This is a genomic window from Paraburkholderia azotifigens, assembly GCF_007995085.1.
In the GTDB taxonomy this organism is placed as follows: domain Bacteria; phylum Pseudomonadota; class Gammaproteobacteria; order Burkholderiales; family Burkholderiaceae; genus Paraburkholderia; species Paraburkholderia azotifigens.
The window spans coordinates 2,061,985-2,075,167 of sequence record NZ_VOQS01000005.1 but is presented as its reverse complement, the minus strand read 5'-3'; the positions used below and the strand labels follow the sequence as shown (position 1 = coordinate 2,075,167).

Genomic DNA, 13,183 nt, shown 5'->3' with positions numbered 1-13,183 from the left:
TGGCGTGCAAGTGCGCGTCCAATCGTTTGGACGGATGGCCTGATAAGCGCCGCTTATCAGGAGGCGCGTGCGGCCACACTCCGCTGAAACGTTTCAGTGAACAACTGGGCCAGCCATGCGAGCCCCGGATCCTGATCCCGCGCCGCGGACCACATCAGCGAGACCTCGTAGGCCGGTACATCGAATGGCAGCGGACTCATCGCCAAATCCAGGGCGTCGCACCAGACGCGGCCGATAAAATCAGGCACCGTCGCAATCGCAGGCGTGCGCCGCACGATGAACGGACTCGTGGCGAAGCTCGCGCTGGAGAACACCACATTGCGCTTCAGTCCTTCCAGCTCCAGCCGCTCGTCGACGAATCCATTCAGGCCGGCACTGAACGACGTCAGCACGTGTCGATAGCGCAGGAATTCCTCCATCGACAGACGCTTTCGGCGTGTTTTGACGAGGCGCGGGTTAAAGACGCTCACGAAGCTCCACTGAAATAGCGGCCTGCGGCGCTGCCACTGCACACATTCCGGAAATACGCCGACCGCGAGTTCTATCTCGCCCTCGTCGAGCATGGCGGCCGCGCGCGTCGAATCAGTGGGGCGCGCGATCAGCTTCACATTGGGCGCCGTGGTGCTCAGGCGATCCATGATTTCCGGCGTGGTCAACACCTCCAGCGAATCGCTCAAGCCGATGCGGAACACGCGTCGCGCGATTGCCGGCTCGAACACGGGCGGCTGGGTCAGCACCTGGTGCAGCGACTGAAGAAACGGCTCGATCTGCCGGGCCAGTTCAAGTGCGCGCGGGGTAGGCGCGATGCCGCGCGACGTGCGCACGAACAGTTCATCGCCGAACGCCTCGCGCAAGCGTTTGAGCGCGCCGCTCACGGCAGGCTGGCCGAGAAAGAGCCGCTGCGCCGCGCGCGTGACGCTGCGCTCTTCGAACAGTGCGCGGAAGGTCAGAAGCAGGTTCAGGTCGAAATGCCTGAAATCATTTTCAATGATGACAGTCATCGTAATGAACGATTTGAATGATAAAGGCGTGTCACGCATTCTATCTCTACGGGAGCGCGGCGACACGCGATGCGATGGCGAACCGGCCTGCGTCCCATTCATCGACAGGAGCAGCGATATGAACTGGCAAGATCAAAAAGCCGTCGTGCTGGGCGGTTCTTCGGGCATTGGATTAGCAACGGTGTCGTGGCTGGCCGCTGCCGGCGCGAGCGTTGTCGCGGTCGGCCGCAGTCAGGAAAAACTCAACAAGGCGCTCGACGGCCTCGGCGGACGCGGGGATGTCGTCGGCGAAGCACTCGACTGCAGCGACCGCGCCGCGCTCGATCGTTTCTTCGCTCGCGTGGGCTCGATCGATCACCTGGTGCTGACGCTCTCCGGCGGCGAAGGCGCCGGCCAGTTCAGCGAACTGGATCTGACGGCCCTGCGTCGCGGCTTCGAGGCCAAGTTCTGGCCGCAACTCGAAGCGGCGCAGGCCGGCCTCCCGGTCCTTCACCGCGGCGGCAGCCTGACGTTCGTGACGGCCATCTCCGCTCGCATTGCCAATCCTGGCACGGCCGGCCTCGGCGCCATCAACGGTGCGCTCGAAAGCATGATCGGCACGCTCGCACGTGAACTTGCGCCGCTGCGCGTCAACGCCGTTTCGCCGGGTGTGATCGATACCGAGTGGTGGGACAAAGTACCCGTTAGCGTCAAGACAGCGCTGTTCATGCAGCAAGCTGAAACGCTTCCGGTCAGACGTGTCGGCAAGGCGGAAGACGTCGCGCACGCGCTCCGGTTTCTGATGGAAAACACCTTCATGACGGGAGCCGTCATCGAATGTGACGGAGGTTTGCGGCTGCTTTGATTGAGCAAGCACCATCGACTGATCGGCGCAGTTCTCTCATACACGAATAACGTCAACAAGGGTACTTCGCATGGTTCGTTGTTCCAGACCACTAGCGGTCAGATAAACGGCAGCCGCTCATCAACAACTCGGGTGTTGCATCGACGACCGCCAACCTGGTTGTCGGAGCAACAGGAATACGCGCGAGATTCTGATCAGCTTTGCGCGCCTTCACGGATGGACGTCGCCCAAGGTTGAGCGAACGGGCTTGCAACCGCGCGCTCAAAGATCGATCACCGTGTCACCAACAGGTTGCGAGCAGCAGATGAGCAGGTTGCCATTAGCGGGCTTGTCGAGCGGCTCCGGACCGTACGCTACCGACCCCGAGATCAAGCCGCTTTCGCAGTTGTGACACACGCCCGTGCGGCATGCCCAACGCACGGGGACGTCGCATGCTTCCGCCAGTTCGAGGATGCTTTGATAAGCCGAACCGTCCCAGTGCACATTGATCCCGCTGCGCGCAAAAGACACGACTGCACCCGAAGCGCCGTGCTTTTCCGGCAGATGCGGCGCACGAATAGTATTGCCGACGATCCCCGGATTCATCGACTCCAGGCCGCTGAATATTTCGCTGTGTACTTGCCTTTTTGCAAATCCGAGATTCGTCAGTGCAGTCTGCATATCGGCCATGAAGCGGGACGGTCCGCAAAGATATACATCTGCTTCCGCCGGAATACCGGCGCCCGCCAACGTCGCTTGTGAAATATGCCCCGTCTCTGTGTATTGTTCACCTTTCCTGTCACGCGTGGCGTCGGGCTTGCTGAAGCAGACATAGCGACGGCAATGCGCAAGCGCATCCGCAAGCTGCCGCGCTTCGGCATCGAAGGGATGATGCTGCCCATCGCGAGCCGCGTGCAGCCACCAGATCTGCCGCGTCGAGCGTTGCGACGACAGCGCATTCAGCATCGCGAGAACGGGCGTCGCGCCGATACCCGCGCTGAGCAGGACGACGGGGCTCGTGCCCTGCAATAGCACGAAACTTCCACGGGGCGTGCTGACGTCGATTACATCACCGGCACGCACGCGATCGCGCAGATAAGCGGCGGCTGCTCCACCCTCTTCGAACTTGACACTGATCCTGTATTCCAGCGCCGACGGACCATTGGAGAGCGAGTAGCTGCGATAGAGCGGCCGTTCTCCGCTGCCTTGCGAAAGACGCAACACGACATACTGGCCGGCTTTCGCCAGCGGCAATGGCAGGCCGTCCGCTCGCTGAAGCGTGAACGAGACGACGTCCGCCGACTCGTCGACAATCGACACGACCTTGAGTGGATGGAATCCGGGCGCGGCGGGATAGCTAGCGGAGGCGGGCGCGAGTCCGGCGTTGCCACCCGTCATGCCCGTAACGGAGTCGCGCAACAATGCCTCGAACGACCGCTTCCACCCTGACGAGAGCGCGTCGATACGGAGCGCCCGCTCGAGGCGGTCGCGAGGATGATGCGGCGAATACAGTAGCGCATTGATCTCCGTGACCGTCATACGCTCGCCGGCTTCGTCCACCTTCACGATTTCATCGCCTGCCCCGACCTCACCTTCCTTCAACACGCGAAAGTAAAATCCCGGCCGCCCGCTCGATGTCAGCAAAGCCGCCATACGCGGCTCATTGACGCGAATACCCACGCGGTAGCAGGTCACCCGAGGTTGCGTCACCTCAAACAGCGCATCGCCGATTCGATACCGGTCGCCAATGCATACGTCGCTATCGGCCATGCCTTCAACCGTGAAGTTCTCGCCGAATTGGCCATAGACAACGTCAGGCCACTGCAACTGCTCCTTCCAGAAACGTGCCGATTCCGTCTGGTAGACGAATACGGCACGATGCTCGCCCCCGTGGCCAGCGAGATCGCCCTGCCCGTCTCCGTCCAGATTCAGCCGCGCCGCCCAGCAACGCCTGTTGAGCGGCTCCTTCCAGATGCCGGTATGAACCGTGCGGCCTTTCCATTCGACATCGCGTGGAAGTCCAACATTCACTGACAGTAGCCGAGCCATGTCTTGCTCCGTTCTTGAGGACCACCTTGTCGCGTTGCCAGGAACGCTGGACGTCTCTATTGAGCGCTGCGAGCCAACATCCGCGCCGGACCTGCACATGCGATAGCGACGATCAACCTTAGAACGATCGTTCTCATGGTTACCCGCTCCGGCTACCGCATGATTACCGACCCCATGAAACGCGGGGCGCTCTTTCCGCGAGCCGGCCGTTAGTCCCAGGATCCGTCACCGAGTTTGCGTCGAAATATCTCTCGATTGCAACGAAGGGGGCTCCATTATTCGAAGCCGAAGTCATCGGTTGTCCTGGAGTGTCAAAAATAGTGCCCCGCATCCTCCCGCGTTCGAGGGACCACCAGCCTTTTCGCACATTGATCTTTTCCTGTGGTTCATAACTGTTTATCCGTACCGGAAATTCGAATTCGTCGCGGGAGCGCCTAGAGTTCAGGGTGCGTTCGATTTCCGGCAAACCCCATTCATTTGATCCGGAGGTTTCGATGAGCGATGCACCGGCCCAAAGCCCGTCAACCACGGCAGCAGCCGGCGACGACTATGGCCCGCTTGCAAACCAGATCGTCGACATCTTCTATAAGATCTACGGAAATCATCCGGGCTTCCGCGTCAATCACGCGAAAGGCATCGTCGCCGAAGGCAGCTTCGTGGCCACGCCGGCGGCGGCGGCATGGAGCCGCGCCGCGCTATTCGATGGCACGCGCATTCCCTTCACCGTGCGCTTTTCGAACGACGGCGGCTTTCCCGCCATCCCGGACGCGGCCCCGGGCAACATCAAGGGCATGGCCGTCAAGTTTCATCTACCCGGCGGGGCCAACGTCGACATCGTGATGCTGGCGGTAAAGACCTTCCCGATGGCGACGGGAGAAGGGTTCCGCGATCTGCTAATGGCGATCAGCGAGAGTCCCGAAGGTGCACCCAGGCCGACCAGCCTGGACGTATTCGCCGCGAGCCATCCTACCGTGGCCGCGTCGTTCGATTCCGCAGGCACGCCGAAGAGCTTTGCCAGCGAGCAGTACTACGGCCTCAACGCCTTTATCTTCGTCGACAAGGCCGGACGCAGGCAGCCGGTGCGGTACATCATGTCCCCGGAAGAAATCGCCTATCTGACTGCCGACGAGGCCGCCGGACAACCGCTCGATTTTCTTGTCGACGACCTGCCGTGGCGCATCGCAAAGCAGCCGGTCGTATTCCATCTCACGGCTCAGCTTGCCGAACCCGGCGACCAGACCAACGATCCAAGCCAGCCGTGGCCCGCTCATCGTCAAGTCGTGAATCTCGGCGTACTGACGCTGCACAAGGTTCTTGCCGACAGCCGGGAGGTGCAGAAAGATTTGCTGTTCCTCCCGACCAGCCTCGTCGATGGAATCGAGCTTTCGGACGACAGGATGCCGCTCATCAGGACCGCGGTGTACGGCGTCGCGTTCGCGCGGCGCGCGCGGTGATCGTGTCGGGGGCGTCAGAAAGCGGCGCTCGCAGATTCAGGGCTTTTTGAGTCGCGCGCATTGATTCACGGCGCACGTCGCCGCAAGCTTCGACGCACCGAAGCCGACGCTTCGACGATAACCGCCGCAAGGCGTTGCAACGCCGCGTTCATCTGCGCGCTGCTGAATCCTCCGAATCCCAGAATCAGACCGGGACGCGCGGTTCCCGGCGCAAACATCGGCGACACCGCACGCACCGCGACTCCCGCTTGCGCCGCCAACTCGACGACTTTCCGGTCGTCGATGCCTTTCGCGAGCCATAGGACGAGATGCATGCCCTGATCGCCCGGCTCCACCCACGCCACTTTGCCGGGAAGCAGCGTAGCGAGCTTCTCGATCAACTGCTCGCGATGATCGAAGTACACATTGCGAACCTTGCGAATGTGCCGTTCCAGATGACCCTCGGCCATGAAAGCGGCCAGCACGTGCTGATCGGCGTTGGGCGGATGGCGGTCCATCAGTACGCGCGCACCGCAGAATGCATCGACGAGATCATCCGGCACGATCACATAACCCAGCCGCAGCGACGGAAACAGAATCTTGCTGAACGTGCCGAGATAGATCACCCGATCGGGATCCAGGCCCTGAAGCGACGGAAACGGATAGCCCTGGTATCGCAATTCGCTGTCGTAGTCGTCCTCGACCACCCATGCGTGGCTGGCCCGCGCCCACGCGAGCAGAGCGCTTCTCCGGGCCATGCTCATCGGCATCCCCAACGGATACTGATGCGACGGCGTGACGAACGCGGCCCGCGCGCGAGGCGCCATCCGGATGCCGGCTTCGACGTCGAGGCCGTCTGCGTCGACGGGTACGCGAATCATCGTATCGCGATGACCCGTACTCTCCAGGATTGCTGTCACGCCGCGATAGGCGGGGTTTTCCACCCATGCCTGGTCATGCGAACCGAGCAACACCTGACACGCCAGAAAGAGACCCTGCTGCGTGCCGCTCGTCACGATGACCTGACCCGGTTCGCAACGCACGGAGCGCGACTTCCGGACGTAGCCGGCAATCGCCTCGCGAAGCGGTAACGCGCCGAGCGGGTCGGTATAACCGGCCGGCGCGCCGGGCCCTTTTGCACGCAGCCGGTTGCCGAGCCGGCGCCAGATGTCGGCAGGCGCCGTCAGGCCGACAGGGACGGAAATGGCAAAGGGCACGGGCGGAAGCGGTCTGAACTCCCGCGCGATCTGCGCAAATGCCGCCGCCGGCTCAGGCAGACCAGGCCGGACGATGTTCCGGCGGCGGGGCGCAGGCGGCACGCGTGGTCCGCGTGTGTGTTGCGGCTCGGCGAGCGCCTGCGCAACGCGTGTTCCGGCGCCCCCTTTCGACTCCAGGAAACCTTCGGCGATCAGCTGCTCATAGGCCTCGATGACCGTCCCGCGCGCGATCTGCAGCGATTCCGCCAGCAAGCGTGTGGACGGCAACGCATCGCCGGGCAGGACATCGCCATTGCGCACTGCTTCCCGCAAAGCCTGCGCGACCTGACGGCTCAGATTGCCCGCCGCGCGATCCAGGGTGCCAATCGACGGAATTTCCGCGATTCCGGCCGTTCTCGCCATGATTCCGGTTCACCAAAAATTGTTCAAACTGGATCTGTAGCATAAACCAGTTTCCGCCCACAATGGCACCTCGAATCGCTGACCCTCCCGCACCTCCGCACGCAAGTGGAATCGCCATGTACGTACCCGACCATTTCAACGAATCCGATATCGAAGTCCTGCACGCAAGCATTGCGCAACATCCGTTCGGCATGCTGATAACACATGGCAGAAGCGGTCTGGATGCCAATCACCTGCCGTTCGAACTGGCAGCGGGTGAAGGCGAACTGGGCGTGCTGCACGCGCATGTCGCGCGGGCCAATCCCGTCTGGCAGGATGTCGCAAACGGCGACGAGGTGCTGGCTGTCTTTCGCGCGGGAGACGCCTATATTTCCCCGACCTGGTATCCGAGCAAGCACGAAGCGCACAAGCAGGTGCCGACCTGGAATTACATCGTCGTCCACGCTTATGGGCGCGTGACGGTTCGCGATGACGAGCGGTTCGTGCGCGGTGTGGTCGGCCGGCTGACTCGCACGCACGAAGCGTCACAACCGCAACCGTGGAAGATGGCCGACGCGCCGAAGGACTATATCGACACGCTGCTCAAATCGATCGTCGGCCTGGAGATCGAGATCACGCGGCTGGTCGGCAAAAGCAAGCTGAGCCAGAACAAGGAAGCGCGCGATATTCGAGGCGCCGGCGAAGCGCTGAAGGCACGTGAGAACGCGCATATCGGCGATGCGATGCTTGCCCGGCTGATGGACGAGGCGCAATAGCGCCATGTACTCTTCCGCCTTCATTTTCAAAGCCGGTCTGTACGACGAGGAATTCCATCGGCTCGACCAGTCGATCGCCGATATCGCGCGCGCGATTCCCGGCTATCTGCGCAAGGAGAGCTGGGAAAATGCCGACTCGGGTTTGATCCAGAACATCTACTACTGGGAATCCGAAGAAGCGCTGCTGCAGTTGATAAGCCATCCGGCACACCTCGAAGCGAAGTCGAAGCAGACGCGCTGGCTGGACGGCTACCGGGTGGTTATCGCGAAAGTCGTCCGCCAATATGGCGACGACAGGCTTGTGGCCTGAAAGAACGGACACGACGGGCGTCACGCTGCCAATACGGCTTCCTCGAAGACGCCAGGTGCAACGGCAGCCATAGTCTCGACAAGTGCGACCGTCTCAACGGTTTCGACGTCGTTGGCGGCGGGACTCACTTCGACGATCTGCGGTTGCGCGTCGCGTTTCGCGGCAGCGGCCTTCTTCGTCTTGCCGGCGCGCGACGGCGGCTGGCACGCATCGCACACGACGTTGTGCTGCAAGTCGTGCTTGTGGGCGATGAACTTGCCGCTGCAACGGCAGCAAGGCGTCAGTTGCAGGATGTCGGCATCGAAGAAACGCACCAGCGTCCACGCGCGCGTCAGGTCGAGCACAGGTTCCGTCTGGTTGTGGTGGCAATGTTCGAGATACAGGCGGTAGCCCTTGGTCAGCGCGTCCAGATGTGAGCAATGCGCTTCGTCCCGCAGAAAACGGTACGTGTTGTAGAACAGCGAAGCGTGAATGTTCGCGAGCCACGTCGTGTACCAGTCCGCCGAGAACGGCAGCATGCCCTTGGGCGGAGAGACACCCTTCACTTCGCGATACAGACGGATCATGCGATCGCGCGAGAGCGTCAGTTCGCTCTCCAGTACCTGCATGCGCGCGCCCAGTTCAATTAGCGCGATCGCGCGGAACACTTCCTGTGCATCTTCGCTGAGGCTTTTCTTCGACATGTGAGGCCTCTCGTTCAACCGAATTGCGTTGCGGGCTGGCCGGCCAGCAGGAGGGCGGCGTGCGTGGCGGCCACTTCTGCATGCTTCGAGGTATGCGTCAGGGCCGACAGGATTGCCTGGTCGTTGAAGCGGAAAGAACAAAGAAGCTGCTCGGAACCTGCCAGCTTGACGATCTGCGCGAGCGACAGCCCGGCGAGAATTTCGGCCACTTGCGACGAGAGACCCAACCGGAACATGCCGACCGCTTTGTCTTCGCGGAGCATCCGTTGCGCAAGCATGATGTACGACAGATTGATTTCGCGGATTTGTTCGATCACTTCGCTGCTACGGTCCATGTTTAGCTCCGAAGTACCTGATGCATTCCGGCTTATCGCTCGAACTGCGTGAGCGGCTATTGAGCGAATTGTATGAACAGACTTCCAGAGCAGCCATTTGTTTTTAACGAAGACTTCAATGGAACGGAATTAATTTTAAATAAGAAATCATTTCCGATTTTCAGCGCGTTCAATGCGAAATAAATTGGCCTTATTCCGGTTTGAATGTTACGGCTCAAACCTGGTAAGCAATTGCGAATGAACTACCGCATGTCCGACGAGATCGCGCGTTTTTTACACTACCTTTATGCGAATCGCACTACGCTAGCTCCATCTCGACAACCGCCTCACAAGGCAATCAAAGCAATGGGCTCCGCACAATCTCTCGCGTTTCGGGACTTCGTCCCCGACATCCCGGCAGCGCAAGTCCCGTCCAACGTCATTCCGCTGCGCGCACGCCGCGTTCAACTCGAAGTTTTTCTCGCGGGCACCTCGCCCGACACGCTTCGCACCCATCTCGCGACGCTCTTCCATTCCCCGCTCGGCGTCTACATTTCGCACACGCAGATGTTGCGCGACAAGGGTTGCGTGTATTTCAACATCGCACCTGAAGACCTGGATTTCACGCTTCACATGCTGATTGCCACGATGACCGAAGCGACGATCGGCAAGATCTCACGAATCGGCAGCTAGGAGGAGCGAAGACATGTACTCGGGAATCTGGCTTCCACTCGTCACACCGTTCCGTTCAGGTGAAGTCGATATCGAAGCGCTGCAGGCGCTGACCGATCATTACGCACGCACGGGCATTGCCGGCATCGTCGCGCTAGGCACGACGGGCGAAGCTGCGCTGCTCTCCGACATCGAGCGCGTGACGGTTCTGCAGGCCATCAGCGACGTCGTCGATGGTCGCTTGCCCGTGCTGGTCGGTGTCGGCGGGATGGATACGCGCGAATTCGTGCACGAGATCCGGCGCTTCGAACGATGGGACGTGGCAGGCTTCCTCGTCTCGGCGCCCGCGTACGTCTGCCCCGACCAGGCAGGTATCGCATGGCATTTCGAACAGATCGCGCGCGAAACCGAACGGCCCATCGTGCTCTACGACGTACCGCACCGAACAGGCGTATTGATCGATCCGGAGACGGTCGGGCGGCTCGCCGAACGCGACAACATCGTGGCCATCAAGGCATGTGCGAGCCGCCACTTCGACGCGCTCTGCAAACTGCCCATCAACGTGCTGTGCGGCACGGACGAGGCTTTCCTCGATTGCCTCGCGACGGGCGGCCACGGCGGCATTCTCGCGAGCGCGCATGTCTGCGCGGATCTGCTCGTCGAGATTCAGTCGCTGATGCAGGCGCAAGAAGAGCAGACGGCGCGCCGGGTTTTCGGGCAGCTGAAGCCGGTTCTCAGGCTATTGTTCGCGGCGCCCAATCCGTCGGCGATCAAGGCAATGCTGTCGATCGAAGGCCGCATCGCCAATGAAGTGCGCATGCCCATTACGCCGGCCTCGAGCGCGCTCGTCGAACAGCTCGAGCACGCACACGAGACGCTGCGCACGTTGCGTGCGGAACTCGCGGCCAACGTCTGAACGCTGCCGTCGCGCGAACTCGCATCACACGCGGCGCCATTGATCGACGAGATATTCGACGAACGTCCTGATCTTCGGCGACGCCAGCTTCGTCTGTTCGAACAGCACGTGTACGGGCGTCGCGGGCGGCGCAAACCGGTCGAGCACGGGTTGCAGCCGCCCCGCTTCGATATGCGCGGCGACCTGCCACGCAGGCGCGCGCACGATGCCCGCGCCTTCGAGCGCTGCCGACACCAGCGCGTCGAGGCTATTCATCCACAAACGCCCCGTCACGCTGACGCGCGTGCGCGTCGCACCCGACTGAAAGCGCCAGTCCACGGGCCCGGACGCGTCGGAGAAAACCAGGCAATCGTGCTGGCGCAGATCGTCTGGCTTGCGAGGCGTGCCGCGCTGCGCCAGATACGACGGCGCCGCGCACACGACCATTTCGATGTCATCGAGCTTGCGCGCAACGAGGCTCGAATCCGGCAGACGTCCCACGCGCACGGCGAGATGCAAGCCTTCCTCGACGAGATTGACGACGCGATCGACGAGCATGAGATCGACAGCCACGTCCGGATGTTGAGCAAGAAAACGCGGCAACAACGGCGCGATCAGAAGCCTGCCAAGCAGGTTCGGCGCGGCAATCCGCAGCCGCCCCGACAGTTTCCCCCGCCCCGCCGACAGCGCGCTGCCCAGCTCGTCCACTTCGCCGAGTATCGACTTCGCGCGGTCGTAGAGAATGCGCCCTTCGTCCGTCATCGCGAGGTTGCGCGTGGTGCGACGGAGCAGTTGCGCGCCGAACTGCTCTTCGAGCGCCGCGATATGCCGGCTGACCGACGTCAACGACATCGGAATGGCGCGCGCCGCCGCGGACAGGCTTCCCGTCTCCACGACGCGCACGTAGACACTCATCGCTTCAAAGCGGTCCATGATTCGACTCTTCCGGATCTGGCAAGGGTGCTTGCCGATACACAGAGATACCGGCGATTTTCGGAATAGTCTACATTCGTCGAAGCGGAGACGAAATCACGGAACCCTATCCAGATGAAACGTTCGATCTACTGGCTCATGGCGGGCGCGGCGGGCATCGTGGTCGCGAACAACTACTACAACCAGCCCTTGCTCGCCGAGTTCGCGCTGGCGTTTCACACCAGCGAGCGGCAGGCGGGCACGGTGTCGGTTGCCGCGCAAACGGGTTATGCGCTCGGCCTGCTGCTCTTCGTGCCGCTTGGCGACAAGCTCGAACGCCGTTCGATGCTGCGCACGCTGTTATGCGGCGCGAGCGTGGCGCTCGCCGCGATTGCGCTGTCGCCGACGCTGAACTGGCTGGTGGCCGCCAGCTTTCTGACGGGTCTCGCAAGCGTCGCGCCGCAGTTGCTGACGCCGTTCGCGGCGCAGCTCGCGGGACGGCAGCAACGCGGCGAAGCCGTCGGCATCGTGATGTTCGGCTTGCTGTGCGGCATCCTCGTATCGCGCTCGATCTCCGGCTCGATCGCGCAGCACTTTGGCTGGCGCAGCGTCTATTGGCTCGCGGCTGCGGCGATGCTCGTGCTGGCCGCCGTGCTGTCGCGGACGCTGCCGCGCGCGCAGCCGACGTACAAGGGCACATACGGGCGGCTGATGGGCTCGCTATGGACATTGTTCCGCGAAGAGCCGCTGATCCGGCAGACCTCGGCGATTGCCGCGCTGCAATTCGCCGCCTTCAGCGCGTTCTGGGCGACGCTCGCCTTTCATCTGCGCGCGATGGATACGCACTTTGGAAGCGAAGTCGCGGGACTGTTCGGGCTGGTCGGCGTAGTCGGCGCGCTCGCGTCGACGAAAGCGGGCAAGCTGATCGACCAGCGCAATCCGCGCCTCGTCGTGCTGGCAAGCGGCGTCATCTTCGTCATCGCCTTCGCGATCCTCGCGGCCACGGGCCATACCGTCGCCGGACTGGTCGCGGGCGTGATCGTGCTCGATCTGGGATTGCAGAGCGGACACGTCGCGAACATGGCGCGCAATATGAGCATCAAGAGCGATGCGATGAGCCGCATCAACACGCTCTACATGACGATCCGTTTCGCGGGCGGCGCGCTCGGTTCGTCGCTGGGCATCTGGGCGTGGAGCATCTGGCAATGGCCGGGCGTATGCGCGGTCGGTCTCGCGCTCGGCTGCATGTCGCTGTTGATGCAGGCGAGGCCGCGCGTCACGCGTGAACCGCTGCGGGAATGAGTCGATACGATGCGCCCGCTGCTACCGGCGAGGCGGGATCCGGCACCACGTGAGCGCGACGATCAGCAGAAACGCGACATAGGCAACCGCGAACACCCAGGGCGGCAAATCGTAGTACATCCAGACGCTCACCCAGCGCTGGATGAAACCTTGTCCGCTCGTTTTGCCCGTGCGCAGTTCGTCTTCCAGGACGGTGAGCGGACAGGGCACGTCGAGGACCGCCAGCAGCGCGACGACGCCGATAGCCGCCAGATGCACGATGCGAAACGCACGGTTGCGCACCCACGTGCGATGCAGCGCTGCGCCCGCCCAGACCGCCAGCAATCCGCCGACGATGAACAGCACGATCAGCGCATGCAACACGAGACTGCGTCCGCCAGCCCGATCATGACGCCCCTTGCGTGCTTCGACAGCC

13 protein-coding genes and 1 pseudogene are annotated in these 13,183 nt (G+C 62.2%); 7 read left to right on the top strand and 7 right to left on the bottom strand.

Annotated elements, in window-relative coordinates:
- Positions 1-56: 56 nt before the first annotated feature.
- A complete protein-coding gene (locus FRZ40_RS41300) occupies positions 57-1,040 on the bottom strand; it encodes a LysR family transcriptional regulator (protein WP_240057493.1) in 984 nt (327 codons plus the stop codon).
- On the opposite strand from FRZ40_RS41300, the gene FRZ40_RS41295 reads away from it, so the two are divergent.
- On the top strand, positions 988-1,845 hold the full coding sequence (locus FRZ40_RS41295; RefSeq protein ID WP_240057492.1) for an SDR family oxidoreductase: 858 nt from the start codon (positions 988-990) through the stop codon (positions 1,843-1,845). The two genes, FRZ40_RS41300 and FRZ40_RS41295, sit on opposite strands and share 53 nt — an antisense overlap.
- A gap of 261 nt (positions 1,846-2,106) precedes the next feature.
- Here FRZ40_RS41295 and FRZ40_RS41285 read toward each other — a convergent pair whose 3' ends face one another.
- Positions 2,107-3,873 carry an MOSC and FAD-binding oxidoreductase domain-containing protein gene (locus tag FRZ40_RS41285; protein ID WP_147238135.1) on the bottom strand — a complete coding sequence of 589 codons (1,767 nt, stop codon included), beginning with the start codon at positions 3,871-3,873 and terminating at the stop codon, positions 2,107-2,109.
- A 494-nt stretch (positions 3,874-4,367) separates the two neighbouring features.
- On the opposite strand from FRZ40_RS41285, the gene FRZ40_RS41280 reads away from it, so the two are divergent.
- A complete protein-coding gene (locus FRZ40_RS41280; RefSeq protein WP_147238134.1) occupies positions 4,368-5,327 on the top strand; it encodes a catalase family peroxidase in 960 nt (319 codons plus the stop codon).
- A gap of 65 nt (positions 5,328-5,392) precedes the next feature.
- Here FRZ40_RS41280 and pdxR read toward each other — a convergent pair whose 3' ends face one another.
- Positions 5,393-6,925, bottom strand: coding sequence for a MocR-like pyridoxine biosynthesis transcription factor PdxR (gene pdxR, locus FRZ40_RS41275; protein WP_147238133.1), 1,533 nt, complete (start codon positions 6,923-6,925; stop codon positions 5,393-5,395).
- Positions 6,926-7,041: 116 nt separating this feature from the next.
- Here pdxR and FRZ40_RS41270 point away from each other — a divergent pair, with 116 nt between their 5' ends.
- On the top strand, positions 7,042-7,680 hold the full coding sequence (locus FRZ40_RS41270) for an FMN-binding negative transcriptional regulator (protein ID WP_147238132.1): 639 nt from the start codon (positions 7,042-7,044) through the stop codon (positions 7,678-7,680).
- Positions 7,681-7,684: 4 nt separating this feature from the next.
- Positions 7,685-7,990: an antibiotic biosynthesis monooxygenase family protein gene (locus FRZ40_RS41265; protein WP_147238131.1), complete on the top strand. Its 306-nt coding sequence runs from the start codon at positions 7,685-7,687 to the stop codon at positions 7,988-7,990.
- A 20-nt stretch (positions 7,991-8,010) separates the two neighbouring features.
- Here the strand turns inward: FRZ40_RS41265 and flhC are convergent, their stop codons facing one another.
- Both flhC and flhD read right to left on the bottom strand, forming a co-directional pair.
- Entirely contained in the window at positions 8,011-8,673 is a 663-nt protein-coding gene (gene flhC, locus FRZ40_RS41260) for a flagellar transcriptional regulator FlhC (protein ID WP_147238130.1), read from the bottom strand.
- A 14-nt stretch (positions 8,674-8,687) separates the two neighbouring features.
- A complete protein-coding gene (flhD, locus tag FRZ40_RS41255) occupies positions 8,688-9,008 on the bottom strand; it encodes a flagellar transcriptional regulator FlhD (protein ID WP_028367484.1) in 321 nt (106 codons plus the stop codon).
- Between the two features lie 249 nt (positions 9,009-9,257).
- Between flhD and FRZ40_RS41250 the strand changes: the two genes are divergently transcribed.
- The gene (locus tag FRZ40_RS41250) at positions 9,258-9,680 is read left to right on the top strand and encodes a hypothetical protein (RefSeq protein WP_240057491.1); all 423 of its coding nucleotides are present in this window, start codon (positions 9,258-9,260) and stop codon (positions 9,678-9,680) included.
- Positions 9,681-9,693: 13 nt separating this feature from the next.
- Positions 9,694-10,575 carry a 4-hydroxy-tetrahydrodipicolinate synthase gene (gene dapA, locus FRZ40_RS41245; protein ID WP_147238129.1) on the top strand — a complete coding sequence of 294 codons (882 nt, stop codon included), beginning with the start codon at positions 9,694-9,696 and terminating at the stop codon, positions 10,573-10,575.
- Between the two features lie 24 nt (positions 10,576-10,599).
- Here dapA and FRZ40_RS41240 read toward each other — a convergent pair whose 3' ends face one another.
- Entirely contained in the window at positions 10,600-11,487 is an 888-nt protein-coding gene (locus tag FRZ40_RS41240) for a LysR family transcriptional regulator (protein WP_147238128.1), read from the bottom strand.
- 114 nt (positions 11,488-11,601) lie between these two features.
- On the opposite strand from FRZ40_RS41240, the gene FRZ40_RS41235 reads away from it, so the two are divergent.
- The gene (locus FRZ40_RS41235) at positions 11,602-12,768 is read left to right on the top strand and encodes an MFS transporter (RefSeq protein WP_147238127.1); all 1,167 of its coding nucleotides are present in this window, start codon (positions 11,602-11,604) and stop codon (positions 12,766-12,768) included.
- A 21-nt stretch (positions 12,769-12,789) separates the two neighbouring features.
- On the opposite strand, the pseudogene FRZ40_RS41230 reads toward FRZ40_RS41235, so the two are convergent.
- Positions 12,790-13,157: pseudogene (locus FRZ40_RS41230) on the bottom strand (DUF2784 domain-containing protein).
- Positions 13,158-13,183 lie beyond the last annotated feature (26 nt).

What these genes read in the sequence shown, in the direction of transcription:
- FRZ40_RS41240 (WP_147238128.1), bottom strand. Translation starts at nt 11,487, where the DNA reads ATGGACCGCTTTGAAGCGATGAGTGTCTACGTGCGCGTCGTGGAGACG.
- FRZ40_RS41285 (WP_147238135.1), bottom strand. Translation starts at nt 3,873, where the DNA reads ATGGCTCGGCTACTGTCAGTGAATGTTGGACTTCCACGCGATGTCGAA.
- FRZ40_RS41280 (WP_147238134.1), top strand. Translation starts at nt 4,368, where the DNA reads ATGAGCGATGCACCGGCCCAAAGCCCGTCAACCACGGCAGCAGCCGGC.
- FRZ40_RS41250 (WP_240057491.1), top strand. Translation starts at nt 9,258, where the DNA reads ATGTCCGACGAGATCGCGCGTTTTTTACACTACCTTTATGCGAATCGC.
- flhC (WP_147238130.1), bottom strand. Translation starts at nt 8,673, where the DNA reads ATGTCGAAGAAAAGCCTCAGCGAAGATGCACAGGAAGTGTTCCGCGCG.
- flhD (WP_028367484.1), bottom strand. Translation starts at nt 9,008, where the DNA reads ATGGACCGTAGCAGCGAAGTGATCGAACAAATCCGCGAAATCAATCTG.
- pdxR (WP_147238133.1), bottom strand. Translation starts at nt 6,925, where the DNA reads ATGGCGAGAACGGCCGGAATCGCGGAAATTCCGTCGATTGGCACCCTG.
- FRZ40_RS41265 (WP_147238131.1), top strand. Translation starts at nt 7,685, where the DNA reads ATGTACTCTTCCGCCTTCATTTTCAAAGCCGGTCTGTACGACGAGGAA.
- FRZ40_RS41300 (WP_240057493.1), bottom strand. Translation starts at nt 1,040, where the DNA reads ATGCGTGACACGCCTTTATCATTCAAATCGTTCATTACGATGACTGTC.
- FRZ40_RS41235 (WP_147238127.1), top strand. Translation starts at nt 11,602, where the DNA reads ATGAAACGTTCGATCTACTGGCTCATGGCGGGCGCGGCGGGCATCGTG.
- FRZ40_RS41270 (WP_147238132.1), top strand. Translation starts at nt 7,042, where the DNA reads ATGTACGTACCCGACCATTTCAACGAATCCGATATCGAAGTCCTGCAC.
- FRZ40_RS41295 (WP_240057492.1), top strand. Translation starts at nt 988, where the DNA reads ATGATGACAGTCATCGTAATGAACGATTTGAATGATAAAGGCGTGTCA.
- dapA (WP_147238129.1), top strand. Translation starts at nt 9,694, where the DNA reads ATGTACTCGGGAATCTGGCTTCCACTCGTCACACCGTTCCGTTCAGGT.